This window comes from Leclercia sp. UBA1284, from assembly GCF_002308415.1.
Lineage (GTDB): Bacteria > Pseudomonadota > Gammaproteobacteria > Enterobacterales > Enterobacteriaceae > Enterobacter > Enterobacter pneumoniae.
In genome coordinates this window covers 2,218,225-2,245,178 of sequence record NZ_DBUS01000006.1, presented here as the reverse complement: position 1 = coordinate 2,245,178, position 26,954 = coordinate 2,218,225, and the positions used below count along the sequence as shown (strand labels likewise).

Annotated in this window: 25 protein-coding genes and 1 tRNA gene; 15 read left to right on the top strand and 11 right to left on the bottom strand. The window is 54.6% G+C overall.

What is annotated here, in order from left to right; translation table 11 throughout:
• The first annotated feature begins 154 nt into the window (after positions 1–154).
• Complete coding sequence (locus B3511_RS13985; RefSeq protein ID WP_286783264.1) at positions 155–1,393, top strand: Nramp family divalent metal transporter; 1,239 nt, start codon at positions 155–157, stop codon at positions 1,391–1,393.
• Positions 1,394–1,436: 43 nt separating this feature from the next.
• Here the strand turns inward: B3511_RS13985 and ypeC are convergent, their stop codons facing one another.
• Complete coding sequence (ypeC, locus tag B3511_RS13980; RefSeq protein ID WP_046884654.1) at positions 1,437–1,778, bottom strand: DUF2502 domain-containing protein YpeC; 342 nt, start codon at positions 1,776–1,778, stop codon at positions 1,437–1,439.
• Between the two features lie 126 nt (positions 1,779–1,904).
• Entirely contained in the window at positions 1,905–2,903 is a 999-nt protein-coding gene (mgrA, locus tag B3511_RS13975) for an L-glyceraldehyde 3-phosphate reductase (RefSeq protein ID WP_046884655.1), read from the bottom strand.
• 183 nt (positions 2,904–3,086) lie between these two features.
• On the opposite strand from mgrA, the gene ipdC reads away from it, so the two are divergent.
• The gene (gene ipdC / locus B3511_RS13970; protein ID WP_212478496.1) at positions 3,087–4,742 is read left to right on the top strand and encodes an indolepyruvate decarboxylase; all 1,656 of its coding nucleotides are present in this window, start codon (positions 3,087–3,089) and stop codon (positions 4,740–4,742) included.
• On the opposite strand, the gene B3511_RS13965 is transcribed toward ipdC, so the two are convergent.
• Entirely contained in the window at positions 4,743–5,978 is a 1,236-nt protein-coding gene (locus B3511_RS13965; RefSeq protein ID WP_207292171.1) for an ion channel protein, read from the bottom strand.
• A 204-nt stretch (positions 5,979–6,182) separates the two neighbouring features.
• Here B3511_RS13965 and glk point away from each other — a divergent pair, with 204 nt between their 5' ends.
• Positions 6,183–7,148, top strand: a complete 966-nt coding sequence (gene glk / locus B3511_RS13960; RefSeq protein WP_040074606.1) for a glucokinase — start codon at positions 6,183–6,185, stop codon at positions 7,146–7,148.
• Positions 7,149–7,189: 41 nt separating this feature from the next.
• Here glk and B3511_RS13955 read toward each other — a convergent pair whose 3' ends face one another.
• Both B3511_RS13955 and B3511_RS13950 read right to left on the bottom strand, forming a co-directional pair.
• Entirely contained in the window at positions 7,190–7,930 is a 741-nt protein-coding gene (locus B3511_RS13955) for a LytR/AlgR family response regulator transcription factor (protein ID WP_040074607.1), read from the bottom strand.
• Positions 7,931–7,942: 12 nt separating this feature from the next.
• Positions 7,943–9,640 (bottom strand): sensor histidine kinase, encoded by a 1,698-nt coding sequence (locus tag B3511_RS13950; protein ID WP_046884659.1) that lies wholly within the window; start codon positions 9,638–9,640, stop codon positions 7,943–7,945.
• 385 nt (positions 9,641–10,025) lie between these two features.
• On the opposite strand from B3511_RS13950, the gene alaC reads away from it, so the two are divergent.
• The gene (gene alaC / locus B3511_RS13945) at positions 10,026–11,264 is read left to right on the top strand and encodes an alanine transaminase (RefSeq protein WP_212478500.1); all 1,239 of its coding nucleotides are present in this window, start codon (positions 10,026–10,028) and stop codon (positions 11,262–11,264) included.
• A gap of 58 nt (positions 11,265–11,322) precedes the next feature.
• Here alaC and ypdK read toward each other — a convergent pair whose 3' ends face one another.
• The 4 genes from ypdK to B3511_RS13925 form a co-directional block, all read right to left on the bottom strand.
• Positions 11,323–11,412 (bottom strand): membrane protein YpdK, encoded by a 90-nt coding sequence (gene ypdK, locus B3511_RS13940; RefSeq protein ID WP_207292170.1) that lies wholly within the window; start codon positions 11,410–11,412, stop codon positions 11,323–11,325.
• A 338-nt stretch (positions 11,413–11,750) separates the two neighbouring features.
• The gene (gene lpxP / locus B3511_RS13935; protein ID WP_154298761.1) at positions 11,751–12,671 is read right to left on the bottom strand and encodes a kdo(2)-lipid IV(A) palmitoleoyltransferase; all 921 of its coding nucleotides are present in this window, start codon (positions 12,669–12,671) and stop codon (positions 11,751–11,753) included.
• A 431-nt stretch (positions 12,672–13,102) separates the two neighbouring features.
• Positions 13,103–13,177: transfer RNA gene (locus tag B3511_RS13930), tRNA-Arg, on the bottom strand.
• 84 nt (positions 13,178–13,261) lie between these two features.
• Positions 13,262–14,194 (bottom strand): formate/nitrite transporter family protein, encoded by a 933-nt coding sequence (locus tag B3511_RS13925; RefSeq protein ID WP_286783263.1) that lies wholly within the window; start codon positions 14,192–14,194, stop codon positions 13,262–13,264.
• Between the two features lie 314 nt (positions 14,195–14,508).
• Between B3511_RS13925 and mlaA the strand changes: the two genes are divergently transcribed.
• Entirely contained in the window at positions 14,509–15,261 is a 753-nt protein-coding gene (gene mlaA, locus B3511_RS13920; protein ID WP_040074612.1) for a phospholipid-binding lipoprotein MlaA, read from the top strand.
• A 45-nt stretch (positions 15,262–15,306) separates the two neighbouring features.
• Here the strand turns inward: mlaA and fadL are convergent, their stop codons facing one another.
• Positions 15,307–16,653, bottom strand: coding sequence for a long-chain fatty acid transporter FadL (fadL, locus tag B3511_RS13915; RefSeq protein WP_040074613.1), 1,347 nt, complete (start codon positions 16,651–16,653; stop codon positions 15,307–15,309).
• Between the two features lie 371 nt (positions 16,654–17,024).
• On the opposite strand from fadL, the gene B3511_RS13910 reads away from it, so the two are divergent.
• The 4 genes from B3511_RS13910 (at position 17,025) to sixA (ending at position 21,620) form a co-directional block, all read left to right on the top strand.
• Positions 17,025–17,309 carry a YfcZ/YiiS family protein gene (locus tag B3511_RS13910; protein ID WP_040074614.1) on the top strand — a complete coding sequence of 95 codons (285 nt, stop codon included), beginning with the start codon at positions 17,025–17,027 and terminating at the stop codon, positions 17,307–17,309.
• Positions 17,310–17,470: 161 nt separating this feature from the next.
• Positions 17,471–18,781: an acetyl-CoA C-acyltransferase FadI gene (gene fadI / locus B3511_RS13905; RefSeq protein ID WP_286783262.1), complete on the top strand. Its 1,311-nt coding sequence runs from the start codon at positions 17,471–17,473 to the stop codon at positions 18,779–18,781.
• A complete protein-coding gene (gene fadJ / locus B3511_RS13900) occupies positions 18,781–20,928 on the top strand; it encodes a fatty acid oxidation complex subunit alpha FadJ (protein WP_286783261.1) in 2,148 nt (715 codons plus the stop codon). The genes fadI and fadJ overlap by 1 nt, the downstream gene beginning before the upstream one ends.
• 206 nt (positions 20,929–21,134) lie before the next feature.
• Positions 21,135–21,620 (top strand): phosphohistidine phosphatase SixA, encoded by a 486-nt coding sequence (gene sixA / locus B3511_RS13895; RefSeq protein ID WP_207292163.1) that lies wholly within the window; start codon positions 21,135–21,137, stop codon positions 21,618–21,620.
• A 43-nt stretch (positions 21,621–21,663) separates the two neighbouring features.
• Here sixA and smrB read toward each other — a convergent pair whose 3' ends face one another.
• Positions 21,664–22,215 (bottom strand): endonuclease SmrB, encoded by a 552-nt coding sequence (smrB, locus tag B3511_RS13890; RefSeq protein ID WP_040074618.1) that lies wholly within the window; start codon positions 22,213–22,215, stop codon positions 21,664–21,666.
• A 157-nt stretch (positions 22,216–22,372) separates the two neighbouring features.
• Here smrB and prmB point away from each other — a divergent pair, with 157 nt between their 5' ends.
• The 6 genes from prmB (at position 22,373) to B3511_RS13860 (ending at position 26,924) form a co-directional block, all read left to right on the top strand.
• Complete coding sequence (gene prmB, locus B3511_RS13885) at positions 22,373–23,305, top strand: 50S ribosomal protein L3 N(5)-glutamine methyltransferase (RefSeq protein ID WP_286783260.1); 933 nt, start codon at positions 22,373–22,375, stop codon at positions 23,303–23,305.
• A 61-nt stretch (positions 23,306–23,366) separates the two neighbouring features.
• Positions 23,367–24,452 (top strand): chorismate synthase, encoded by a 1,086-nt coding sequence (gene aroC / locus B3511_RS13880; protein ID WP_040074620.1) that lies wholly within the window; start codon positions 23,367–23,369, stop codon positions 24,450–24,452.
• A gap of 2 nt (positions 24,453–24,454) precedes the next feature.
• Complete coding sequence (gene mepA, locus B3511_RS13875) at positions 24,455–25,279, top strand: penicillin-insensitive murein endopeptidase (RefSeq protein WP_286783259.1); 825 nt, start codon at positions 24,455–24,457, stop codon at positions 25,277–25,279.
• Positions 25,279–26,088: a sulfite exporter TauE/SafE family protein gene (locus B3511_RS13870; protein ID WP_040074622.1), complete on the top strand. Its 810-nt coding sequence runs from the start codon at positions 25,279–25,281 to the stop codon at positions 26,086–26,088. The genes mepA and B3511_RS13870 overlap by 1 nt, the downstream gene beginning before the upstream one ends.
• Positions 26,088–26,636 (top strand): elongation factor P hydroxylase, encoded by a 549-nt coding sequence (locus tag B3511_RS13865; RefSeq protein ID WP_040074624.1) that lies wholly within the window; start codon positions 26,088–26,090, stop codon positions 26,634–26,636. Before B3511_RS13870 ends, B3511_RS13865 begins: the two co-directional genes overlap by 1 nt.
• A gap of 9 nt (positions 26,637–26,645) precedes the next feature.
• A complete protein-coding gene (locus B3511_RS13860; protein ID WP_040074625.1) occupies positions 26,646–26,924 on the top strand; it encodes a YfcL family protein in 279 nt (92 codons plus the stop codon).
• Positions 26,925–26,954: the final 30 nt, after the last annotated feature.

Sequence of the window (26,954 nt, the reverse complement as noted above, 5' to 3'; positions counted from 1 at the left end):
CGCATTCAATCTGCGCTACGTCTATTTTTATTTTCCAGCCTGATCATTGTTCTTAGCTATCACAGTCATCAATACAACCATCGCAAATGAACTTGATAATCATTCGCATTTTGATAGCATTAAACATAGCAAAGGCTATATTTTAGAGGCAGAGATGACGAACAGTCGCGTTGAGAGTAGCAGCGGCCGCGCAGCACGCAAGATGCGTTTCGCATTAATGGGACCTGCGTTCATCGCTGCGATTGGTTATATCGATCCGGGTAACTTTGCGACCAATATTCAGGCCGGCGCCAGCTTCGGTTATAAATTGCTGTGGGTGGTGGTGTGGGCGAACCTGATGGCAATGTTGATTCAGGTGCTGTCGGCCAAACTGGGTATCGCAACCGGAAAAAATCTGGCGGAGCAGATCCGCGACCACTATCCGCGTCCGCTGGTCTGGTTTTATTGGGTGCAGGCAGAAATCATCGCCATGGCCACTGACCTGGCAGAATTCATTGGCGCGGCCATCGGATTTAAGTTGATCCTTGGGATTTCACTGTTGCAGGGCGCGGTCTTAACGGGTATCGCCACTTTCCTGATTTTGATGCTTCAGCGACGTGGGCAAAAACCACTTGAGCTGGTCATTGGCGGCCTGCTGCTATTTGTGGCGGCGGCCTACATTGTCGAGCTGGTCTTCTCGCAGCCGGACTTTGTGCAGTTAACGAAGGGGATGGCCATTCCGAGCCTGCCGACATCGGAAGCGGTATTCCTCGCCGCCGGGGTTCTGGGGGCGACCATTATGCCGCACGTCATTTATTTGCACTCTTCTTTAACCCAGCATCTGCATCAGGGATCGCCAAAGGAGCAGTATTCCGCAACGAAATGGGATGTGGCGCTCGCAATGACCATCGCCGGTTTTGTTAACCTGGCCATGATGGCTACTGCAGCAGCGGCCTTTCATTTTAATGGCCATACCGGGATTGCCGATCTCGATCAGGCCTATCTGACCCTTGAACCGCTGTTAAGCCACGCTGCCGCCACGATTTTCGGCCTGAGCCTGGTGGCTGCCGGGCTCTCCTCTACGGTTGTTGGCACGCTGGCAGGGCAGGTTGTTATGCAGGGGTTTGTACGCTTTCATATTCCACTGTGGGTACGCCGTACCATTACGATGATGCCTTCATTCATTGTGATTCTGATGGGGCTCGATCCGACGCGGATTCTGGTCATGAGCCAGGTGCTGCTGAGCTTTGGTATTGCGCTGGCGCTGGTGCCCTTGCTGATTTTTACCAGTGACAAATCCCTGATGGGTGAGCTCGTCAACTCGAAAATGGTGAAGCGAATCGGATGGGCGATCGTCGTGGTAGTGGTTGCGCTTAACATCTGGTTGCTTATCGGGACAGCGCTGGGGTTATAAACGTGGAGTGATAAAAAAGGAGCCGGTAGGCTCCTTTTTCGTATTAGTGGTGATGTCCGTGACCATGGCCATGGCCGCGACCACGACCTCCGCGATGATCATCCCGGTCTCTCCAGCCTTCACGGTAGCCGCGCTCATAAGCTTTGCGCTTATCCCAGCCACGATGATAGCCATTATCATGTTTACGCCAGTGGTTGCCGCGCCATTCATAATGGCGATGCCAGTAGCCGCGGTCACGCCAGCCACCGCCGTCCCAGTAGTTACCGTAATTATCGCGATCGCCAATTTGTAATTTAATCGATGGCAACAGGGTGATTTCGCCAGCATTAGCAACCAGCGGTGCTGAAGCCAGTAAAACTGCGGCCAGAATCAGGGACCTGAACATTGTTATTCTCCTTCACGATCGGGGCCGAAGCCGGCCTGTTAACGCAATTTTACGGGGCTGTGAAGCCGCGTTTAATGCGCGTAACTCCGAAATGAGAAGGCGAAGCACGATTTGCTAAAAATGCTGCTATTTTGCGCTGTCCAGAATCGCTTCGATTTCACTCAACTCTTCAGCAGCAAAATGGCGGTTCGCCAGCATGCCTACCGCATCTTCAATCTGTGCTGTCTTACTGGCACCTATCAGCACTGAGGTGACGGCACGATTTCTCAGCACCCAGGCGAGTGCCATTTGCGACAACTTCTGACCTCGGCGTTCGGCTATCGCATTCAGCATCCGCACTTTTTTCAGCGTCTCTTCTGTGAGCTGATCCGGATTGAGGAAACGGCTGCCGCTTGCGGCGCGGGAATCGGCCGGTATGCCATTCAGATAGCGGTCGGTTAATTGCCCACCCGCCAGCGGCGAGAAGGCAATGCAGCCCACGCCATTTTCTTGCAGCACCTCAAGCAGGCCAGCTTCCGGTGCGCGCTCGAACATTGAGTATTTCGGCTGGTGGATAAGGCAGGGGGTGCCTAAGTCATTCAGAATCTCAATGGCCTGGCGTGCAAGTTCGGCCGGGTAGTTGGACAGCCCGACGTACAGGGCTTTCCCCTGGCGGACAATATGGTCAAGCGCTTTCATCGTCTCTTGCAGCGGCGTTTCGGGATCGGGGCGATGGTGGTAGAAGATATCCACATATTCCAGACCCATGCGTTTCAGGCTCTGATCAAGGCTGGCAATAAGGTACTTGCGCGAGCCCCAGTCGCCGTAGGGACCCTCCCACATGGTGTATCCCGCTTTGCTGGAAATGATTAGCTCATCGCGATAGGGCAGGAAATCCTCCTGCAAAATACGTCCAAAGTTACGTTCAGCGGAGCCCGGTGGCGGACCGTAGTTATTGGCCAGGTCAAAGTGCGTAATGCCCAAATCGAAGGCGCGCTGTAATAGTTGACGGCTGTTCTCGATCAGGGTGGTGTCACCAAAGTTATGCCATAAGCCAAGCGAGATGGCGGGCATTTTAAGGCCACTGCTTCCGCATCGCTGATACGTCATTGACTGGTAACGGTTTTTATCCGCCTGATAAACCATAGGTACGTCCTCTGAGCCGGAAATAAAGGTGAGTGTATACGTTTACACAATAAACGAGATCGGCAGATTACAGCGCGAAAATTTGTAAAGCATTCTTTCCATAACCTCATTGTTTGTGTTTCTGGACACCCATCACGCTTCTTCAATACTCAAATTGAAGTCATCATAATAAGGACACCTGCTATGCGTACCCCCTACTGCGTCGCTGATTATTTACTGGATCGTCTTACTGATTGTGGCGTAGACCACCTGTTTGGCGTGCCTGGCGACTATAACCTGCAGTTTCTTGATCACGTCATCGACAGCCCCGATATCGGTTGGGTGGGCTGTGCCAATGAGCTGAATGCGGCCTATGCCGCCGACGGCTACGCGCGTTGTAAAGGCTTCGCTGCTCTTCTGACCACCTTTGGCGTGGGGGAGCTCAGCGCCATTAACGGCGTAGCGGGCAGCTTTGCAGAACATGTACCGGTTCTGCATATTGTGGGTGCGCCTGGCAGCGCATCGCAGAAAAAGGGGGAGTTGCTCCATCACACCCTTGGTGACGGCGAGTTCCGTCATTTTTACCATATGAGTGAATCCATTACGGTGGCGCAGGCGCTACTTACCGAACAAAACGCCTGCTATGAAATCGACAGGGTGCTGATCGCCATGCTGCGCGAGCGCCGTCCCGGCTATCTGATGCTGCCTGCCGATGTGGCAAAAAAACCTGCCACGCCGCCTGTAAACGCTCTCATCGATGAGCGGTATGAGAGCGACGGTTTCCGCCTCGAAGCCTTCCGCCAGGCCGCGGAACAACGTCTGGCGATGAGCGAACGTACCGCGCTGCTGGCTGACTTCCTGGTATTGCGTTATGGCCTGCAAAAACAGCTTCAGCAGTGGGTCTGCGAAACGCCTATTGCCCATGCCACTATGCTGATGGGGAAAGGGATATTCGATGAACGTAAACCGGGTTTTTACGGTACATACAGCGGCTCTGCCAGCAGCGCGGCGGTAAGCGAAGCCATCGAAGGCGCAGACACCGTGATCTGCATAGGGACACGTTTTACCGACACCCTGACGGCGGGCTTTACGCACACGCTCACGCAGCAACAAACTATCGAGGTGCAGCCGCACGCGTCACGCGTGGGCGACACCTGGTTTACCGGCATCCCCATGACGCAGGCCATTGAGGTGCTGCATCGCTTGTGCCGGGAACAGAGTGATGGCAGAAATCTGCCGAAACGGCCTCTCCCTTCGACGGCGATGCACCACGGCAGCCTGACGCAGGATAGTTTCTGGAAAACCCTGCAAACCTTCATTCGCCCCGGGGATATTATTCTGGCCGACCAGGGGACCTCTGCGTTTGGGGCCATAGATCTCTGCCTGCCGAACGAGGTGAATTTTATTGTCCAGCCTATCTGGGGGTCGATCGGCTACACGCTCGCCGCCGCCTTTGGCGCTCAGACGGCGTGTCCGGATCGCAGAGTGATTGCCATTACCGGTGATGGCGCCGCGCAGCTGACTATTCAGGAGCTGGGGTCGATGCTGCGTGATAACCAGCATCCTCTGATTCTGGTGCTGAACAACGAAGGGTATACGGTCGAGCGCGCCATTCACGGTCCCGAACAACGCTATAACGATATTGCCCTGTGGGACTGGACTAAAATTCCCCAGGCGCTCAGCCTGGATTGTCAGGCTGAGTGCTGGCGAGTGAGTGAAACGGTTCAACTCGCCGAGGTGCTGGAGAAGGTGGCTCACAGCGAGCGGCTTTCGCTAATTGAGGTGATGTTACCGAAGCATGATATTCCGCCGTTATTGGGTGCTATCACCCGTGCGCTCGAGGCACGTAATAATGCCTGATTAGCGATCTCTACGCCCGACGATCATCATCGGTCTGCCCGCCAGCAACAGCCAGGCGGGCAGCATGACGATGCAGAGTAACGGCATCAGGTTAAGATCCGGCACCACCACCGCAGCCATAAACAGGCTCAGCCACGCATCCCGCGTCACCACCAGCACAAGTCCCAGAATCGAACATGAAACGGTAATCGCCGCCGGCACTGCTTCGACGTGTTCGTGCAGCATCAGCCCCAGCGCCGCGCCGATAAACACGGCAGGGAAGATACGCCCGCCGCGAAAGCCGCACGCGGCCGCGACCACTAAGGCTGCCAGTTTAATCAGGGCAAACAGCAGATAATCGCTGACGCTGAAGACCTGGCTAAAGGCCATCTGCTGCATCTCATCCAGCCCCTTAAATAAGGTTATCGGTCCGCCGATGGCGCCAAGGATCCCCAGCAGCAAACCGCCTGCGCCCAGAATCAACACCGGGTTTTTCAGGCGGTGCATAACCCTGTGCAGACGCGGCAGGCACCAGACCGCCACCATGCCCAGAGCAATGGCGATGGCCGCGACCACCGCGCCGCTGAAGAGATCGACGAGCTGCATCTGCCCATAGTGCGCAATGGGGAGAGAGAAGTGGGGATGATAAAAGAGGCTGGTGGTAAGCGCGCCGGCAGCCGCCGCTAACAGCGGGGCAAAAAGACGATCCCAGAGGGGGAGATCATTATTCCCGCTCAGGGTTTGCGAGAAAATTAGCGCGGCAGCGACAGGGGTGCCAAACAGTGCGCCAATGGTGCCGGCAGAGGCCAGGATCGTCCAGTCGAGCGCATCCACGCGTGGGAAAGTCCGTGCCCCAATGGCCACGGCCAGCGCAATATTGACTGCCATCACCGGGTGTTCCGGCCCCAGGCTCACGCCACCCGCCAGGCCAATAATCAGGGCGATAATTAACCCTGGCAGTGCGCTACCATTCACTGGTGCACCGATCAGAGGTTCGGTGGCCGGATCGGGCCCGGCATGGCCAGGGCTGTAGCGCACCACCAGACCGACGGCAATCCCCGTGAGGGTCAGCATCACCAGCGTCCAGACGGGAGAGTCAAAGCGCAAGCCCATGGCGGCAGGCAGTGTTTTCCACAGGAAAGCCTGTAAAACGGAAGCGACCTTCATAATAACGATCAGGATCAGACTGGATGCCACGCCAATAATTAACGCCGGGGGGGCCAGCAACAGCATGGTTCTGGCTCGCGGATGGAGCATGATGATTTCCTTGTAGAAAATGACACGCGTTACTTTGCACAATCAGTTTGTATCTCATAGTGCAATTGGTGCTGAAACGGTAAAGTTATTCTGTGACGTAGATCGATAATCCTGGGGCACTTTCACCCAGGCCGTTGTTGTTACGGTGCCTTGAATTTAGAGTGTGCCAAAGAGTTATTTTGACTTTAGCGGAGCAGTAGAAGAATGACAAAGTATGCTTTGGTAGGTGATGTGGGGGGGACGAATGCGCGTCTGGCATTATGCGATGTCAGTAACGGGGAGATTTCCCGGGCGAAGACCTATTCCGGGCTGGATTATCCCAGCCTGGAAGCCGTGGTGCGCGTCTATCTGACGGAGCACAACGTCAGCGTCGAGGATGGCTGTATCGCCATTGCCTGTCCTATCACGGGTGACTGGGTGGCCATGACCAACCACACCTGGGCCTTTTCCATCGAAGAGATGAAAAACAACCTGGGTTTTGCGCATCTGGAAATTATTAACGACTTCACCGCGGTATCGATGGCGATCCCGATGTTAACGCCAGAGCATCTTATCCAGTTCGGCGGCACGCAGCCGGTTGAAGGCAAACCGATTGCCGTTTATGGCGCAGGCACCGGCTTAGGGGTATCGCACCTGGTGCACGTCGATAAGCGCTGGGTAAGCCTTCCGGGCGAAGGGGGCCATGTCGATTTCGCGCCGAACAGCGAAGAAGAGGGCATTATCCTTGAAGAGCTGCGAGCAGAGATTGGCCACGTGTCAGCAGAGCGCGTCCTCTCGGGACCTGGGCTGGTGAATCTCTACCGTGCGATTGTCAAATCAGATGGCCGCCTGCCGGAAAATCTGCAGCCGAAAGATGTTACTCAACGCGCACTGGAAGATACCTGTATTGATAGCCGTCGGGCGCTGTCGCTGTTCTGCGTCATAATGGGGCGTTTCGGCGGTAACCTGGCGTTGAACCTTGGCACCTTTGGCGGGGTGTACATCGCTGGCGGCATCGTACCGCGTTTTCTGGAATTCTTTAAAGCGTCCGGCTTCCGTGGCGGCTTTGAAGATAAAGGTCGCTTCAAAGCTTACGTACAGGATATCCCTGTGTTCCTGATCGTCCACGATAACCCCGGTCTGCTGGGGGCGGGCGCCCATCTGCGCCAGACGCTGGGTCAGGTACTGTAACGTCCTCTCCCGGTGGCTGTCAGGTCACCGGGACATCTCCCCTACAAGTGCATAAGCTGGCGAAACTCTTTCACCTTGCTACGGCTGACCGGCACCTGAAAATCGAGATCTTTCAGACGCAAAATATAGGTATTGTTAAACCAGGGTTCAATCTCGCGGATCTTGTTCAGATTGACACAAAATGAGCGATGGCAGCGGAAAAAGCGACTGGCCGGCAGCTTGCTACAAAACTCGGTAATGTTCATTGGCATGACAAAGGAGTCGCGCCGCGTGTAGACAAAGGTCATCTTTTCATGGGCTTCCGCATAGTAGATATCGTCCATCGGCGTCACGATGATGCGTTCGTCTTTGATCAGATTGATGGTGTCATTTTCACGCGGGGCAGGGGAGGCAACGCTCTGCCCGCTGCCCGATTGCTGTTGTGCCCAGGCCTGCTCCAGCTTTTGCAGCATGCTGACGATACGCGACTCCTGGTAAGGCTTCAGAATATAGTCAAACGCTTCCAGTTCGAAGGCCTCAACCGCATGCTCCTTCCAGGCCGTGACAAACACAATGTAGGGCTTGCTGGCAAACTGGCTGATGTTTTGTGCCAGCAATACGCCATCCAGCGACGGGATGTTAATGTCGAGAAAAATGGCATCGACCCGGTTATGTTGCAGGAATTTTAAAACGTCCAGCCCGTCGTCAAAGGTCCCGACGATCTCCATCTGACTATGCGCTTTAATGAGCCAGCTTAGCTCCTGCTGGGCGAGTATCTCATCTTCCACAATGATGACTTTCATGCTAACTCCGGACTAAGGTAATAACAGCGTCTGGGCATGAACGGCTGAGCGTTCATTTGGGACATAAAACGCGATCTCGGTGCCCGGTTCGAGGCGGCGGATGTGTAGCCCCTCTCCGTAGAGGAGTTTCACCCGGTGATGCACGTTAAGCAGGCCAATTTTGTTGCCGGGCATTTCGTTCGCTTCAACCCGCTCAACCACCTTCGGATCGATACCGTGTCCGGTGTCCCGCACCGATACGCGCACCCGATTACCGCACTCGGCAATACTGATGGTGACCACTCCTTTCCCTTTGCAGGGCTGGATGCCATGTACAATCGCGTTTTCCACCAGTGGCTGGATCAGCAGGCTGGGAATTACACAGTTTACCTCTTCATCAATGTCGTATATCACCGTCAATTTATCGCCGAAGCGAGCCTGCTCAATCGCGATGTAATCTTTAATCTGATACAGCTCTTTTTTGATATCGATCTGCTCATCGTCTTTCAGCTCAATGTTGTAGCGCAAATAGCGGGACAAATTAAAAATCAGCTGGCGCGCCGTATCCGGATTAAGGCGGATCGAAGAGGAGATGGCATTCAGCGCGTTAAACAGAAAGTGGGGGTTAATCTTACTCTGTAACGCACGCAGTTCAGCCTTATTGGCCATTTCACGTAGCTGCTCGGCGCGGGAGACTTCCAGTTGTGTGGAGATAATTTGCGATAATCCCACGGCCATCTCCTGGAGCGAGGAGGTGATCTGGTGCGCGTGGCAGTAGTAAATTTTCAGCGTGCCGGTGACCACCCCTTTTTCCCATAAGGGGATCACCAGCATCGAGTGAATTTCCGGCGTACGGTAGGCCTCATCGTTATTTTTGATGATGATCTTGCCGTAGTTGATGGCCTGACGCGTAGTCGGGCTCACGTTGTCGTCATTGTCGCGATAGTTATCTTCCCCGACACCCACATAGGCCAGCACGCGGTCAATATTGGTAATGGCAACGGCATCCGCATGAATATCGCGGCGGATGATGTCGCACACCTGACGCAGAGATTCGGCGTTGATATGGCGAAACAGCGGTAGCGTTTTGTTGGCAATATCCAGAGCCAGCTTGGCCTGGCGGGCGGCGCTGGCCTCTTTTTCCCCTTCCACGCTCTGTACCAGCAGCACAATAAAGCCAACGCAGACGCTGCCGAGGATCATCGGCACACCGATTTTCGACACGATATCCAGGCCCAGTGCAATGGTAGGTGCCCAGACAACCACCAGGATCATGGTCAGGGTTTCGCAAGCCATCCCTGCCAGGATGCCAACTTTCCAGTGCTGTTTTTTCGGGACTTTGCGGTTGATCCAGCCCGACAGGATGCCGGCAATAATACTGGTGATAAAGCAGGGGATCGCCGTGACCCCTCCGATATCAATCAGATAGCGGTGCACCCCGGCGATGAGACCGGTAATAATGCCCACCCAGGGGCCAAACAGGATGCCGCCGGACATCACCGCAATAATGCGCACATTGACCAGCGACCCCTCTACCGGTACGCCGGACCAGGTACTGAACAGCGCAAACATCGAAAAGATGGCGGTAACGGCCAGCAGCTCTTTCGGCGAGTGCGCCGACTTATGGAGCAGTTCGCGGAACAGGCGGATGCGGATTAGAAAGAAAAGGCAAATCAGCATCAATGCCGCACGATCAAAGACCGCCAGCAGCATATTGAATATTTCGTGCACGAGAAAACCTGCAAGACGGGGAAAAAGGCATAATAAAAAACCTGACGCCGAATGACCAGCCATCACTCAGAATTATCAAATGAGGAAAGTCCATACAATCCAAAGGGGATAGGGCGTGAAGGGAGGCTGCCTCGCCAAAGAGAGGGACGTTTAAACCTGAGGGTAAAATGTTTGATATCATCATGTTAACAAAAAAGCATGTTTCAAGAACTTGCGGTCGTTTTAGTTCCTGTTTTCTCTCTGGCACTGTTCCCGTTTTCTGGCCGACGACTTTTTTCACTCAGCCTCTCGACAAGCTGTTTTTTTTCAGGCTATTTTCTCTACATGCCACACACGTGGCAGCGTCGCTCGGACGGTCCGGGCGCTCACGTTAATCGAGGAATCTATGGCTGACTCCAGTCCTGAACGCCGCTTTACGCGTATTGATCGTCTCCCCCCTTATGTTTTTAACATCACTGCTGAGCTGAAAATGGCTGCGCGTCGGCGCGGCGAAGACATTATCGATTTCAGTATGGGTAACCCGGACGGTGCGACCCCGCCCCATATCGTTGAAAAACTCTGCACCGTAGCGCAACGCCCGGATACGCACGGTTACTCGACTTCCCGCGGTATTCCTCGTCTGCGCCGCGCTATCTCCCGCTGGTATCAGGATCGTTATAACGTCGACATCGACCCTGAAAGCGAAGCTATCGTCACTATCGGCTCTAAAGAGGGGCTGGCGCACCTGATGCTGGCAACGCTCGATCACGGGGATACGGTGCTGGTGCCCAACCCAAGCTACCCTATCCACATTTACGGTGCGGTCATCGCCGGAGCGCAGGTACGCTCAGTGCCGCTGGTAGAAGGCGTCGACTTTTTCAATGAGCTGGAGCGCGCGATTCGCGAAAGCTACCCCAAGCCGAAGATGATGATTCTCGGTTTCCCCTCTAACCCAACCGCGCAGTGCGTTGAGCTCGAGTTTTTTGAGAAGGTCGTTGCGCTGGCGAAGCGCTACGATGTGCTGGTGGTGCATGATCTGGCCTACGCCGATATCGTCTATGACGGCTGGAAAGCACCTTCCATCATGCAGGTACCCGGTGCTCGCGACGTGGCCGTCGAGTTCTTTACGCTGTCGAAAAGCTACAACATGGCCGGCTGGCGTATCGGATTTATGGTAGGTAATAAAACGCTGGTTAATGCGCTGGCGCGTATTAAAAGCTACCACGACTACGGCACCTTCACCCCATTACAGGTTGCGGCCATCGCTGCGCTGGAGGGGGATCAGCAGTGTGTGCGCGACATTGCCGCACAATATAAACGTCGCCGCGATGTACTGGTGAAGGGGCTGCACGAAGCAGGCTGGATGGTTGAGATGCCAAAAGCGTCTATGTACGTCTGGGCAAAAATCCCTGAACCCTACGCGGCGATGGGATCGCTGGAGTTTGCTAAAAAGCTGCTGCAGGACGCCAAAGTGTGTGTCTCTCCGGGTATTGGCTTCGGCGATTACGGTGACACCCATGTCCGCTTTGCGCTCATCGAAAACAGCGACCGTATCCGCCAGGCGGTGAGGGGCATTAAAGGCATGTTCCGCGCCGATGGGCTATTACCGGCTGCCACAAAAAATACGACGGAACAGGCAGGTTAACCATCCCAAAAAAAGCAGGCGCCAACGGCGCCTGCTTTTTTGACTGCATGTTCTTCGCTCAGATCATCAGGGCAAAGGTACCGGCCCAGACTAAAACAATCACCGACATACCCATAAAGAAATATTTCACGTTCATCGCTCCGCGCATCCACTGACACGCCTTAAAAACAGAGTCCAACTGAGTATAGAGAGGTGAAGTCAGGGCAACGCGGAAATAAGAATTATCCCCGTAATAGACCCAACACCAGCTCAGAATTCTATGGCATCCCATTGCCAGACGGCGTTAATGTACGCTTAAAAATCAGGGGTGACAAGTGAGATTTTTTTAAATGATTTCCGTTACTTAGGGGTGTCGTGGAACGGCGACAGTTTAATTTCGCCGGGTAATAAATTTCACTTGAGCGAAGTCAAAAACGAAACGGTAATGGCGAAGATGCAGATGTCTGAAAAGGTTAGTTTCTTAGTGAAACTAACCTGACGTCAGCATTATAAATAGAGGGACGTTTCGCCTTCAGGGCGGGTTTTAAAGCGGCGATGCACCCATAAATACTGTTCGGGAGCACGCATGATTTCGCGCTCAATGATCTTATTGATATAGCTGGCGGCTTCACTCTCATCTTCCGGATAGTTTTCCATCACCGGTGTGATAAACAGACGATAGCCAGAGTTATCCTTTTTACGGATCATGGTGACGGTGAGCATGGCCGCTTTTGACAGGCGAGAAATCACAAAGGTGCCGTTAGTGGTCGCGACATCCTTCACGGCAAAGAAGGGGGCAAAGTTACTGCCTTTACGCCCATAATCCTGATCCGGTGCAAACCAGACCGCTTCGCCTTTCTTCAGGGCGCTCACCAGGCCACGCAGGTTATTACGGTTAATCATCGCCTTATTCGAGCGCATACGCCCGCGGGTCTGAACCCACTCCATCAGGGGGCTATTATGTTGACGGTAGGTCGCCATCATCGGCTGGCATAAACCCATGACCCGGCCACCGAGTTCCAGCGACATAAAGTGAACGCCGATGACCATCACGCCACGATTTTTGGCCAGAGCATGCTGCAAATGCTCAAGGCCTTCAACGTCAAACCATTTACGTACTCGCCAGTCAGGCCAGAACCAGGCCATGCCGGTCTCCAGCAAAGCCATGCCGATGGCTTTAAAATTTTCGGCGATCATCTGTTCACGCTCGTTTTCAGATAACGATGGGAAACAGAGCTCCAGATTTCTGCGTGCAATCTTCTCGCGACGTTTCAGAAAACGTCGTGACAGGCTACCCAGTCGGGTGCCAAGCCAACGTATCGCAGGGTAGGGGAGCTGCACGAGCAGCCACAAAACACCCAGACCAAACCACGTTACCCAGTAACGAGGATGCAGAAGTGAGCGTTTGAATTTGCTTTGCGACAAGATAAAACAACCTTTATGGAGGGGATATTGGTAACGCTATTATCACGTTACACCATAATGCTTTTAGAGACAGAGACCAATGGGTGGTATCTGAATAATTCGGAAATTAAACCCGACGCGACTGAAGCACACCAGGCGGCGGCGTAATGTAGCACCCTTGCACTGTACGTGACTAACACTACTTATAGTACGGAAAAAGATAATCTCAAAGAGGTCTGCGCAGTGTGCTTTTTATACGATAAAAACGGGTAAAAAGAAGCTTGCTTTTCGTCGGGATCGTTTAAAAAAGTAGCGAGCGAAACTGTTTTGCGAACGCGATCGACGAACAGAGCGATTCTCTAAAGCTCCGGCGCGTCGTTATGCGTATCGCTGTACTTTGCATCAGCGAATGAGAGGTTTTGGTAAGTGGGAGAGGCGTAAGCGGTGTGCATTAATGGTGTCCCCTGCAGGAATCGAACCTGCAACTAGCCCTTAGGAGGGGCTCGTTATATCCATTTAACTAAGGGGACGAGGCGGCACGAGTATAACGTCATTTACACTTTGCGTTAAGCGCGTGGCCGCCCGACTGCTTAAAGAGTCGCCATTCAGGTTGATTATTTTGCGTCTTTCCCGCTTTCCTGCAACTCCTGTTCTTTCGCTTTGGCTTCGGCCTTGCGCTTATTTGACATGTCGTTACGGATTTGCGCATGGCTCAGCAGAGCAAAAATAAAGGTGCCGCCGCAGATATTTCCCGCCAGAGTTGGCAGAGCGAATGGCCAGAAAAATTCCGTCCAGGGGATTGTCCCGTTGAAAACCAGGTAGAGAATTTCAACGGCGCCAACCACGATATGCGTCGTATCGGCCAGCGCAATTAGCCAGGTCATCAGAATAATGACCACGATTTTCGCCGAGCCGGCAGAGGGAAACATCCACACCATGGTGGCGATGATCCAGCCGGAAATAATCGCGTTGGAGAACATCTCCAGCGGAGTATTCTTCATCACGTCCATACCAATTTTGACAAAAGCATCTCGCGTCTCTTCATCAAAAATGGGCATATATTCAAACGCCCAGGCCGCTATCCCAGTCCCGACGATATTCCCCAGCAGTACCACGCTCCACAACCGCATCAACAGGCCAAAGTTGCTCCATGTCGGGCTCTGCATAACGGGCAGAACGGCGGTGACGGTGTTTTCGGTAAAGAGTTGCTGACGCGCCATAATGACGATAATAAAACCAAAGGTGTAGCCGAGGTTTTCCAGCAGAAAAGCACCCGGCACGCCGTCAAGCTGTACGTGGAAAATCCCTTTCGCCAGCAGAGACGCGCCCATCGATAGCCCCGCGGCGATAGCCGACCAGAAGAGGGCCATCGCATCGCGTTCCATCTCTTTTTCACCATCCTGGCGAATGTGCTCATGAATCGCCATCGCCCGAGACGGAAGATGCTCCTCGTCGACCTCTATTTTTTTGCCCCGACTTTTCTCTTCACTTTCGACTTCCAAATCTTCGGTATGCTCATCAATTTTCTCTTCTTTTAATTCATCCATTTCGCTGCTCCTGACGGGGTTCTTATCTATTAAGCGTAGCGACTTTTTGCCCGTATCCCTTGGGGAAGCTCCGAAATTCTTCTAAAGCTTATAAAGCCAATACATCTTCTTTAAAGCAGAGTTAAAATCGGCGGCGATCGAAAATGCTAAGCCAGGCTATTCTGAAATCATAAAGATGATGATTCCTGCCCGTAATTGTGTTCGTGGACATCGATAAACGTGCTGATACAATCACCTGCATGTTTACAGACGGAGCGCAAACGCTTCGTTGCGGATGGCAATCAACGATGGCCATACTTAACAGGGAGAAACCTATGAAACTTCGGCTATCGGCGCTTGCGCTGGGCACGACTTTGCTAGTGGGGTGTGCCAGTTCCGGAGAGCAGCAGGGGCGCTCGGACCCGTTCGAAGGGTTTAACCGCTCTATGTACAGCTTCAACTACAACGTGCTGGATCCTTATGTCGTCCGTCCCGTGGCGGTCGCCTGGCGTGATTACGTCCCTCAACCGGCTCGTAACGGTCTGAGCAACTTCACCAGCAACCTTGAAGAGCCCGCCGTGATGGCGAACTATTTCCTGCAGGGCGATCCCTATCAGGGCATGGTGCATTTCACCCGCTTCTTCCTGAATACCTTGCTGGGGATGGGGGGCTTTATTGACGTGGCGGGGATGGCTAATCCTAAACTGCAGCGTGAACAGCCGCACCGTTTCGGTAGCACGCTTGGGCATTACGATGTGGGTTACGGCCCGTACGTGCATCTGCCGTTCTATGGCAGCTTTACGCTGCGTGAGGATGGCGGTGATATGGTCGATACCCTTTACCCAGTGCTCTCCTGGCTAACCTGGCCACTCTCTATCGGTAAGTGGACCCTTGAAGGGGTCGAAACCCGTGCGCAATTGCTGGACTCCGATGGTCTGCTGCGTCAGTCTTCCGATCCGTACATTCTGGTGCGTGAGGCGTACTTCCAGAATCACGACTTTATTGCCAGCGGCGGTAAGTTAAAACCGGAAGAGAACCCGAACGCGAAAGCGATCGAAAACGAACTCTCTGAGATTGATGCGGAATAAAAAAAAAGGTGAGCGAAGCTCACCTTTTTTACTGCCTGCGCGAAATCAGAACGCGTAGTTAAAGTTCGTACCGAACAGCCAGGCTTTCCCTTCAGATTTGAAGTCGTAAGCCGCAGCGCCTTCACCTTCGGTGAAGCTCACTTTCTGGCCGTGCATATAAGATGCACCGACGTCGATAGAGGCATCATCGTTGAAGGCATACGTCATACCGGCACTCAGCCACAGACGATCCTGGTCCGGAATGGAGATAGAGCGTTTGTCAGCCGGAACCGGGCTGTCATCGAAGGCAATACCGGTGCGGAAGGTCCAGTTTTTATCGTAATAATAAGTGGTACCCAGCGCGATACGATACGCATCCTTAAAGCCTTCGTCCTTCTGGAACAGCACCTGGCCATTGTCGCCTTTCGCTTTCAGCTCCTGGAACTGACTCCAGCTGGTGTATGCCAGGCTGTAGTGAATCGCCCATTGCGGCGCAACGCGGTTATAACCCGAAACTTCCCACATTTCCGGAAGATTCAGGGTCAGGGAGCCGTTAACGGTTCTGCCGCCGGTGCCCGCTGGCAGCTGAGTCATCCCCATGCTGGCGAAGATTGAGCTTAACGCCGGATTGATAGAACTCTTGTAGTCGCCGTCGAAGTCGATTTTCACTTCAGAGCGATAGGTCAGGCCCCAACGGTTGTTTTTATCCAGCTCATAGAGGATACCGGCGTTCCAGCCATAGCCCCACTCATCCCCTTTCAGGTGAGCAATCTGATCGTCCGGAGAGTTGATACCGTCAACCAGCTGGGAAGGGACACCCTGCTGTTGCAAGCCGCCAGCCAGCAGTGGACCCAGGGAACCTGCGTAGCGCTCAATTTTGGCCTTCGCGTAAACGGCATCGAAACCAAGACCGAAGCTCCAGCTATTATTCAGACGATAGGCACCGCTCAGATTCAGGTTAACGGTAGTCAGATCGGTTTTACCGCCGTAAATCCCGGCACCATAATTATTATTAAATTCGGTTGCCAGACCATAGTTAGAGGTTACGGATGCGCCCCAGCCAAACTGTTCATTGATTGGCATAACGAAGTGCATATTCGGCACCCAGGCTACCGGGGCAATATTGTCCTGGTTGGCACTGCCCGTCAGGGCTGAGTTACCTTTTACGTCAACATCCGGATCGATATAAACGGCACCGATCGAGAAGGTCGGACGGTCGAACAGGGTAATCAGGGCCGGGTTACGGCTCACGTTACCTGCGTCGTCAGCGATTGCACCTTCCCCGGAATAGGCACGGCCAAGGCCCGAGGAAGAGAATTCGTTAAGCTGGAAGCCCGCTGACCAGGCGGAGGTGGAGACGATTGCCACTGCGACTGCTAACGCAGTTTTTTTAAACAGGGTTTTCTGGCTCATGACCATAACCTCATTGAGTTATTTTTATGCAATTTTTGTTACATAGAGTAACAGGAGCGCGAAGTGTAGGGTCTGAGGTAACACTTAGAAATCAGACCAGTGGCGAGAGTATAGGTCTGACCAGATGGAATGTTGCAAGTATGTTTATTAATTTCGCACAACATGTTTTTCGAAACGGGATCTGGCTGGCAATTTTGCCGCCCATCGGACTCCTCCGAATGGGTGATTTTTGTTTTAGATCATTTTTAAGTGGGATAAAGCGTCAGGGTCGCGCTTTACGCCATTAACGACTGGAGAGCGGATTCCCCGGGGAGTAAAATATCAGCATCGTGTTTAGCTCGCGCCCTGCGCGAAAAGAGAGGAAAGCGACTATGAGTAAATGCAGTGCTGATGAAACCCCGGTTTGCTGCTGTATGGATGTTGGCACCATCATGGACAACTCCGATTGCACCGCCTCATACAGCCGTGTGTTCGACACCCGTGCCGAGGCTGAAGAGACCCTTGCCGCATTAACAGAACGCGCGCGCGGCGTGGAGTCCGATCCTTGCCAGATCACCCCTACCTTCAAAGAAGTCGAAGGTGGCGTGCAGCTGGATATCGATTTTGTCTTTGCCTGTGAAGCCGAAACGCTGATTTTCCAGCTTGGGCTGCGTTAAGATTCGCATCAACGCCTCTGATTCCAGAGGCGTTTTCTCTCCCTCTCTGTGTTACCGCTCGCAATTTTTCTTCCTCCTGATTGGCTAATGTAAAAATTTGGTTAAGACTGTTATCAGGTCAGACCACTTTGCGCTTAATTTTGTCATTACAGGGGAGTGTTATGAGTCAGGCATTACCGCTAATCACCCGTCAGGGCGATCGCATTGCCATTGTCAGTGGATTACGTACCCCCTTTGCCCGCCAGGCAACGGCGTTTCACGGGATACCGGCTGTCGATCTGGGAAAAATGGTCGTGGGGGAGATGCTTGCCCGCAGCGAAATACCTCCCGAGGTGATTGAACAGCTGGTCTTTGGCCAGGTTGTGCAAATGCCGGAAGCGCCAAACATCGCGCGTGAAATTGTGCTGGGCACGGATATGAACGTACATACCGATGCTTACAGCGTCAGCCGCGCCTGCGCCACCAGCTTCCAGGCGGTGGCTAACGTTGCCGAAAGCCTGATGGCGGGCACCATTCGCGCCGGTATTGCCGGCGGCGCTGACTCCTCGTCTGTGCTCCCCATTGGTGTGAGTAAAACGCTGGCCCGGGTGCTGGTAGACGTCAACAAAGCCCGGACCCTGGGGCAACGTTTAAAACTCTTCTCACGGCTGCGTCTGCGCGATCTGCTTCCGGTGCCCCCTGCGGTTGCCGAGTACTCCACGGGTCTGCGGATGGGCGACACCGCTGAACAGATGGCAAAAACCTACGGTATCACCCGCGAGCAACAGGATATGCTGGCTCATCGCTCCCATCAGCGCGCAGCGCAAGCCTGGGCGGAGGGAAAGCTGGCTCAGGAGGTCATGACGGCATACACCCCGCCATACCGTGAGCCGCTAAGTGAAGACAACAACATTCGTGGTCAATCAACGCTTGCCGATTATGCCAAACTGCGCCCGGCTTTTGACCGTAAACACGGCACCGTAACGGCCGCAAACAGCACGCCGCTCACCGATGGTGCCGCCGCCGTGATCCTGATGACCGAATCTCGTGCCAGAGAGCTGGGGCTCACGCCGCTCGGCTACCTGCGCAGCTACGCCTTTACCGCCATTGATGTCTGGCAAGACATGCTGCTGGGCCCTGCCTGGTCCACGCCACTGGCGCTGGAGCGAGCGGGTCTTACCCTGGGCGATCTTACCCTTATTGATATGCACGAAGCTTTTGCCGCCCAGACGCTGGCGAACCTGCAATTGCTTGCCAGCGAACGATTCGCCCGTGATGTACTGGGCCGCTCTCATGCCACCGGCGAGGTTGATGAGAGCAAATTCAACGTGCTGGGTGGATCTATTGCCTATGGACATCCGTTCGCGGCAACCGGGGCGCGCATGATTACCCAGACGCTGCACGAGCTGCACCGTCGCGGTGGTGGATTTGGCCTCGTCACCGCCTGCGCCGCGGGTGGTTTAGGTGCAGCCATGGTACTGGAGGCGGAATAATGGATAACATGACAGCATTTACCCTACATGTACGGCTGGATAACGTGGCGGTGGTGACCATCGACGCCCCCGGCGAAAAGATGAATACCCTGAAAGCCGAATTTGGCGCGCAGGTGCGTGCCATCCTCAAACAGGTGCGTGAAAACAAAGCGCTGCGCGGCCTGGTGTTCATTTCTGCAAAACCCGACAACTTTATTGCCGGCGCCGATATCAACATGATTGCCAGTGCGCCTGACGCACAGGCTGCCGAAGATCTTGCCCGCCAGGGACAGCAGATCATGGCCGAGATCCATGCCTTGTCGATCCCGGCGATCGCCGCGATCCACGGCGCCTGTCTCGGCGGCGGTCTTGAGCTGGCGCTGGCATGTCATGGGCGCGTCTGCACTGACGACAACAAAACGGTACTCGGTTTACCGGAAGTTCAGCTCGGCCTGCTTCCCGGCTCTGGCGGCACGCAGCGTCTGCCGCGTCTGGTGGGTGTCAGCACGGCCCTGGAGATGATCCTCACCGGCAAGCAACTGCGTCCGCGCCAGGCGCTGAAGGCGGGGCTGGTGGATGAAGTGGTACCGCACTCCATTCTGCTTGAGGCGGCCGTCGAGCGCGCCCTGCAGGGGCGTACGACCCGTCGCCTTCTGCCCGTGCGCGAGCGTGTGCTGGCCGGGCCGCTGGGGCGCACCTTGCTCTTCAGCATGGTGGGTAAAAAAACCGAGCAGAAGACCAAAGGAAACTACCCGGCGGCAAAACGCATTCTCGAGGTGGTGGAGACAGGTCTTGCTCAGGGCAGCAGCAGCGGTTATGCCGCTGAAGCGAAAGCCTTTGGTGAACTGGCGATGACCCCCGAATCGCAGGCGTTACGCAGTCTCTTTTTTGCCAGTACCGATCTGAAAAAAGATCCCGGCAGCGAGGCTCAATCTGGTCCGCTCAATGCAGTTGGCGTGCTGGGGGGCGGACTGATGGGAGGGGGAATTGCCTTTGTCAGCGCCAGCAAGGCCAGAGTGCCAGTACGTATTAAAGACATCAATCCAAAAGGGATCAATCATGCGCTGCAGCACAGTTGGCAGCAGCTTGATAACAAGGTCAAACGGCGCCATATTAAAGCCAGCGAGCGCGATAAAACCCTGGGGATGATCTCCGGCACCACGGACTACAGCGGATTTCATCACCGGGATGTGGTGATCGAGGCGGTGTTTGAAGATCTGGCTCTTAAACAGCAGATGGTGGCAGAGGTTGAAGCGCACTGCGCGGCGCACACCATTTTTGCGTCAAATACCTCTTCGCTGCCGATTAGTGATATTGCCGCCCTTGCTGCGCGGCCGGAGCAAGTGATCGGGCTCCATTTCTTTAGTCCGGTTGAAAAAATGCCGCTGGTGGAGGTGATTCCACACGCTGCGACCAGTCCGCAAACCGTGGCAACTATCGTCAGTCTGGCGAAAAAGCAGGGAAAAACGCCGATCGTGGTGGCGGATAAAGCCGGTTTCTACGTGAACCGTATTCTTGCTCCCTACATTAATGAGGCGATGCGTCTACTCACCGAAGGGGAAAAGGTCGAGCATATCGACGACGCACTGGTGAAATTTGGTTTCCCCGTCGGCCCAATCCAACTTTTGGATGAGGTAGGAATTGATACCGGAACTAAAATTATTCCTGTACTGGAAAGTGCTTACGGTGAACGATTTGCTGCCCCTGCAAACATCGTTGCAGCGATTTTGAATGACGATCGCAAAGGCAGAAAAAATGGCCGTGGTTTCTATCTTTACGCTGCAAAAGGGCGTAAAAGCAAGAAGCAAGTTGACCCAGCGATTTATGGGCTTATTAGGTCACAGGGGCAGAGCAAACTCTCCGCAGCGCAGTGCGTAGAACGCTGCGTAATGATGATGCTTAACGAAGCGGCGCGCTGCTTTGACGAGGGTGTGATCAAAAACGCCCGGGATGGCGATATCGGTGCGGTGTTTGGTATCGGTTTTCCACCTTTCCTGGGTGGCCCGTTCAGGTATATGGATACGCTGGGAGCGGGTGAAGTGGTTGCAACGTTGCAGCGTCTGGCTGCGCAATATGGCCCACGGTTCGCACCGTGCGACGCACTATTGCAGATGGCCGCGCAGGGGCTGAAATTCTGGCCAGCAAAAGAAACTGATCTTGTAAGTTAAGGTCAAAGAAGAGTAAATCCTTCGTTGAATGAAGGGTCTCTGTCCAAATTGTAAACGGGCATTGACTATAATTACGCCGATGAGGTAAAAAACGGCGTTTCATTCAACGATGGGATCAGGCACAATGCCCGGCCATTGGGTTTGCTACCCTGCAATTTTTGCAGGTTGTGAACGCCGATGATCCTGGTCAACAAAAGCGGTGCAATATGCAAGTTTTTATCATGCGTCACGGCGACGCGGCTCTTGAAGCCGCCAGTGACTCTGTCCGTCCTCTTACACCTTGCGGCTGTGACGAATCCCGTCAGATGGCTACCTGGCTGAAAGGGCAAAAAGTGGATATTGAACGTGTCCTGGTGAGCCCGTATCTGCGAGCTGAACAGACGCTGGATGTGGTAGGGGAGTGTATGAACCTGCCAAAAGAGGTCGATGTTCTGCCTGAGCTTACTCCGGGCGGCGATGTCGGTCTGGTCAGTGCCTATCTTCAGGCCCTGTGCAATGAAGGTGTCGCCTCGGCGCTGATCATCTCCCACCTGCCACTGGTTGGTTATCTGGTTTCTGAACTCTGCCCGGGCGAAACGCCGCCGATGTTCAGCACCTCAGGGATAGCGAATGTCACCCTCGATGAGTCGGGTAAAGGGGTATTTAACTGGCAGATCGGCCCTTGCAATCTAAAGATGGCCAAAGCCATCTGACGACAATGTCATTAAGGCGGGGCGCTTAGCACCCGCCTTTCTGTCAGGGCAGTTCAGGCGGCTGCCACTCTTCCACCTCAATCAGCACCAGTAATGCGGCATCTCCACCGTACTCTTTGGGTGCCTGATGAAAAGCCATAATATGCGGATGCTGGGCAAGCCAGAGCGGGGTTTGCTGTTTGAGGATATGCTTTCCGTGGCCGTGCATCACGCAGGCGCAGAAAACATGCTCCCGACGGCAGGCGGCGATCAATGCGCCCAGCTCCTGTTTGGCCTGCATCTGGGTTAATCCGTGCAGATCGAGAAATAACTCCGGCGAATAATCTCCCCGACGCAATTTCTTCAGCTCGAAGTGGCTCACATCCGGGCGCACATACTTCATCGCCCCTTCCGTATTCAGCAGCGGCTGAAATTCATCCGAGAAATAGTGGCTGGCATCGGCCTGCTCTGAGATCAGGCGTTTTACCGGTAGCTCGGTGATTTTTTTACGCTGCGGGCGGTGGACAAAGGTGTCCTGCTTAATTTTACGCGTGCCGGTCATGAGCTGACGAAACAGCGTTTGATCCTCCTCGCTGAGCGATGTTTTCTTTTTCATTTGGTCGTCTCATCTTCTGTTTGCCACAGTGTACCTGACTACCCGCCCCGCAAAACGCATTTTTTAAACGCCAGCCGTTGCTGACAATGCTGATTTATCGCCGTCTTCATGGCAAACTAGCCGCCGAAAAATTAGCGAGCATGCCCTGGAGGGAAAAGTGGATAAAATATTTGTCGATGAAGCAGTGAATGAGCTGCATACCATTCAGGACATGTTGCGTTGGTCGGTTAGCCGCTTCAGCGCCGCCAACATCTGGTATGGTCACGGTACTGATAACCCGTGGGACGAAGCGGTGCAGTTAGTTCTGCCGTCGCTCTATCTGCCACTGGATATCCCTGAAGATATGCGCACTGCGCGCCTGACCTCCAGCGAGAAACACCGTATCGTTGAGCGCGTCATTCGCCGTGTGAACGAGCGTATTCCGGTAGCCTACCTCACCAATAAAGCCTGGTTCTGCGGCCACGAATTCTACGTAGATGAGCGCGTGCTGGTTCCGCGTTCGCCTATTGGTGAGCTGATTAACAATCAGTTCTCTGGCCTTATCGACCATCAGCCTGAACATATTCTGGATATGTGCACCGGTAGCGGCTGTATCGCCATTGCCTGTGCTTACGCCTTCCCGGAAGCGGAGGTGGACGCGGTCGATATCTCTTCCGACGCGCTGGCGGTGACGGAACATAACATCGAAGAGCATGGCCTGATCCATCACGTTACGCCGATCCGCTCCGATCTGTTCCGCGATTTGCCGAAGCTGCAATATGATCTGATTGTCACCAACCCGCCGTACGTCGATGCGGAAGATATGTCCGATCTGCCAAACGAGTATCGCCACGAACCAGAGCTGGGTCTTGCCTCCGGTAGCGACGGCCTGAAACTGACCCGCCGCATTCTGGCCTGCGCGCCAGAGTACCTGACCGACGACGGCGTTCTGATTTGTGAAGTGGGCAACAGCATGGTACATCTGATAGAGCAGTACCCGGATGTGCCGTTCAACTGGCTCGAATTTGACAACGGTGGCGACGGCGTCTTTATGCTGACCAAAGCGCAGCTGATCGCAGCGCGTGAATACTTCAGCATCTACAAAGATTAATCCAGCGGGCTTCGGCCCGTTTCACAACGCTCAAATACAGAACAACGACAACGGAGCCGTGATGGCAGGAAACAGTATTGGACAATTATTCCGTGTGACCACGTTCGGTGAGTCACACGGGCTGGCGCTGGGCTGTATCGTTGATGGCGTGCCGCCAGGCATCGAACTGACAGAAGCGGATTTACAGCACGACCTCGACCGTCGTCGCCCGGGCACCTCGCGCTACACCACGCAGCGTCGCGAGCCGGACAGCGTCAAGATCCTTTCCGGTGTTTTCGAAGGCCGCACAACCGGCACCAGCATTGGTCTGCTGATTGAAAACACTGACCAGCGCTCGCAGGATTACGGCGCCATTAAAGATGTGTTCCGTCCGGGCCATGCCGATTACACGTACGAACAAAAATACGGTTTTCGCGACTATCGCGGCGGCGGACGCTCTTCTGCGCGTGAGACAGCGATGCGCGTGGCGGCAGGGGCGATTGCCAAGAAATATCTGGCCCAGAAATTTGGCATTGTGATCCGCGGCTGCCTGACCCAGATGGGCGACATTCCGCTGGCCATCAAAGACTGGGATCAGGTCGAACAAAACCCGTTCTTCTGTGCCGATGCCGATAAACTTGAGGCGCTGGACGAACTGATGCGTGGCCTGAAAAAAGAGGGCGACTCCATCGGTGCCAAAGTCACGGTTGTGGCGGAGGGCGTTCCTGCGGGCTGGGGTGAACCGGTCTTCGACCGCCTGGATGCTGATATCGCCCACGCGATGATGAGCATCAACGCCGTGAAAGGGGTGGAGATTGGCGACGGTTTCGGCGTTGTGGCGCTGCGCGGTAGCCAGAATCGCGATGAAATTACCAAAGAGGGCTTCCAGAGCAATCATGCGGGCGGCATTCTGGGTGGTATCAGCAGCGGTCAGCACATCGTGGCCAATATTGCGCTGAAACCGACCTCCAGCATCACCGTGCCGGGTCACACGATTAACCGCTCTGGCGAAGAAGTTGAGATGATCACCAAAGGGCGTCACGATCCTTGTGTGGGGATCCGCGCAGTGCCGATCGCAGAAGCGATGCTGGCCATCGTGCTGATGGATCACTTCCTGCGCCAGCGCGCGCAGAATGCGGATGTGACGACCACCATTCCACGCTGGTAAACATGAAAAAAACCACAATTGCTCTGCTGGCGCTGGTTGCCAGCGGAGCCAGCCTGGCAGCGACGCCGTGGCAGAAGATTACCCATCCGGTGGCGGGAAGCGCGCAGTCAATTGGCGCCTTCTCGAACGGCTGTATCGTCGGCGCGCAAGCGCTGCCGTTGCAATCCAGCACGTATCAAGTCATGCGCACCGATCAGCGACGTTACTTCGGCCATCCGGATCTGGTCTTGTTTATCGAACGTCTGGGTACCCAGGTTAACACTCTCGGGCTGGGAACGATGCTGATAGGCGATATGGGGATGCCAGCGGGCGGGCGCTTCAATGGCGGCCACGCCAGCCATCAGACCGGGCTGGATGTCGATATCTTCCTGCAACTCCCTAAAACACGCTGGACGTCTTCGCAATTATTGAAGCCCCAGGCGCTGGATTTGGTGGCGCGTGACGGCAAAAACGTGGTGCCGTCGCTCTGGACCCCAGAGGTATTTAGCCTGATCAAGCTTGCGGCAAAAGACAACGACGTGACGCGCATCTTTGTTAACCCGGCCATTAAACAGCGTCTTTGCCAGGATGCCGGCAGCGATCGTGACTGGCTGCGCAAAGTGCGGCCGTGGTTCCAGCATCGCGCGCATATGCACGTTCGGCTGCGCTGCCCGGCAAACAGCCTGGAGTGTGAAGATCAGCCTTTGCCTCCGGATGGCGACGGCTGTGGCATGGAGTTACAAAGCTGGTTTGAACCGCCAAAACCGGGTACCACTAAACCTGAGAAGAAGACACCGCCTCCGCTGCCCCCTTCCTGTCAGGCGCTACTGGACGAGCATGTACTGTAATGGATAATTTCGTTGAGTTATTTATGGTGTCACCGCTGCTGCTGCTGGCACTTTTTTTTGTCGCTATGCTGGCGGGCTTTATCGATGCCCTGGCGGGCGGCGGCGGGTTGTTAACTGTCCCTGCGCTGTTAGCGGTAGGGATGAGTCCGGCGCAAGCGCTGGCGACCAATAAGCTGCAGGCCTGCGGGGGATCCGTCTCCGCCACGCTCTATTTTGTGCGCCGCAAAGTGGTCAGCATTGCCGATCAGAAACTCAATATTTTGATGACCTTTATCGGCTCAACGAGCGGGGCGCTGCTGGTGCAGCACGTTCAGTCCGACATCTTACGTCAAATCCTGCCGCTGCTGGTCATCTGCATTGGTCTCTACTTCCTGCTTATGCCAAAACTGGGCGAAGAGGACCGCCAGCGCCGACTGCACGGTCTGCCGTTTGCCCTCATCGCCGGGGGTTGCGTGGGATTCTACGACGGCTTTTTCGGGCCGGGGGCCGGGTCGTTCTACGCGCTGGCCTTTGTCACTCTGGCCGGTTTTAACCTCGCTAAATCCACCGCCCATGCCAAAATGCTCAACGCCACCTCGAACCTGGGCGGCCTGCTGCTGTTTATCATCGGCGGTAAGGTGATCTGGGCAACCGGTTTTGTCATGATGGCAGGACAATTTCTTGGAGCGCGAATGGGGTCGCGCCTGGTGCTCAGCAAAGGGCAACAGCTCATTCGTCCGATGATAGTGATCGTCTCGGCGGTGATGAGTGCAAAACTACTTTATGACAGCCACGGACAGGAGATCCTCAGCTGGTTGGGGATGAACTAATGAACAGTACGCATAAATATGAACAGCTGATCGCCATTTTCGACGGCTGCTTTGCCGATGATTTTAATACCCGTCTGATTAAAGGCGACGACGAACCGATCTATCTTCCTGCAGATGCGGAAGTGCCGTACAACCGGATCGTCTTTGCCCACGGATTTTACGCCAGCGCCATGCACGAGATCTCACACTGGTGCATTGCCGGAAAAGCCCGCCGCGAGCAGGTCGATTTCGGGTACTGGTACTGCCCGGACGGTCGCGACGCCGCGACGCAGGGGCAATTTGAGGATGTGGAAGTGAAACCGCAGTCCCTCGAATGGTTGTTCTGCGTCGCGGCGGGTTTTCCCTTTAACGTCAGCTGCGACAATCTGGAAGGCGAGTGCGAACCGGATCGTATCGCGTTTCAACGTCGCGTGCATGCGCAGGTCATGACGTACCTGGATAAGGGAATACCGGAACGCCCGGCGCGCTTTATCCAGGCGCTGCAAAACTATTATCACACACCGGCCATAACGGCGGAGCAGTTCCCGTGGCCGGAAGATCTTAATTGAGGAAAGAAGATGATCGCAGAATTTGAATCACGCATCCTGGCGTTAATTGATGACATGGTAGAGCACGCCAGTGACGATGAACTGTTTGCCAGCGGTTATCTGCGTGGGCACCTGACGCTGGCGATTGCCGAGCTGGAAGCGGGTGACGATCACTCTCCGCAGGCCGTGCACCAGGGGGTGAGCCGCAGCCTTGAAAAAGCGATTCAGGCCGGTGAACTCAACCCACGCGACCAGTCTCTGGTGGTGGGCATGTGGGACAACCTGTTCCAGCAGGCCAGCAAGCACTAAGCATTTCCCTCCCTCTCCCGCGGGAGAGGG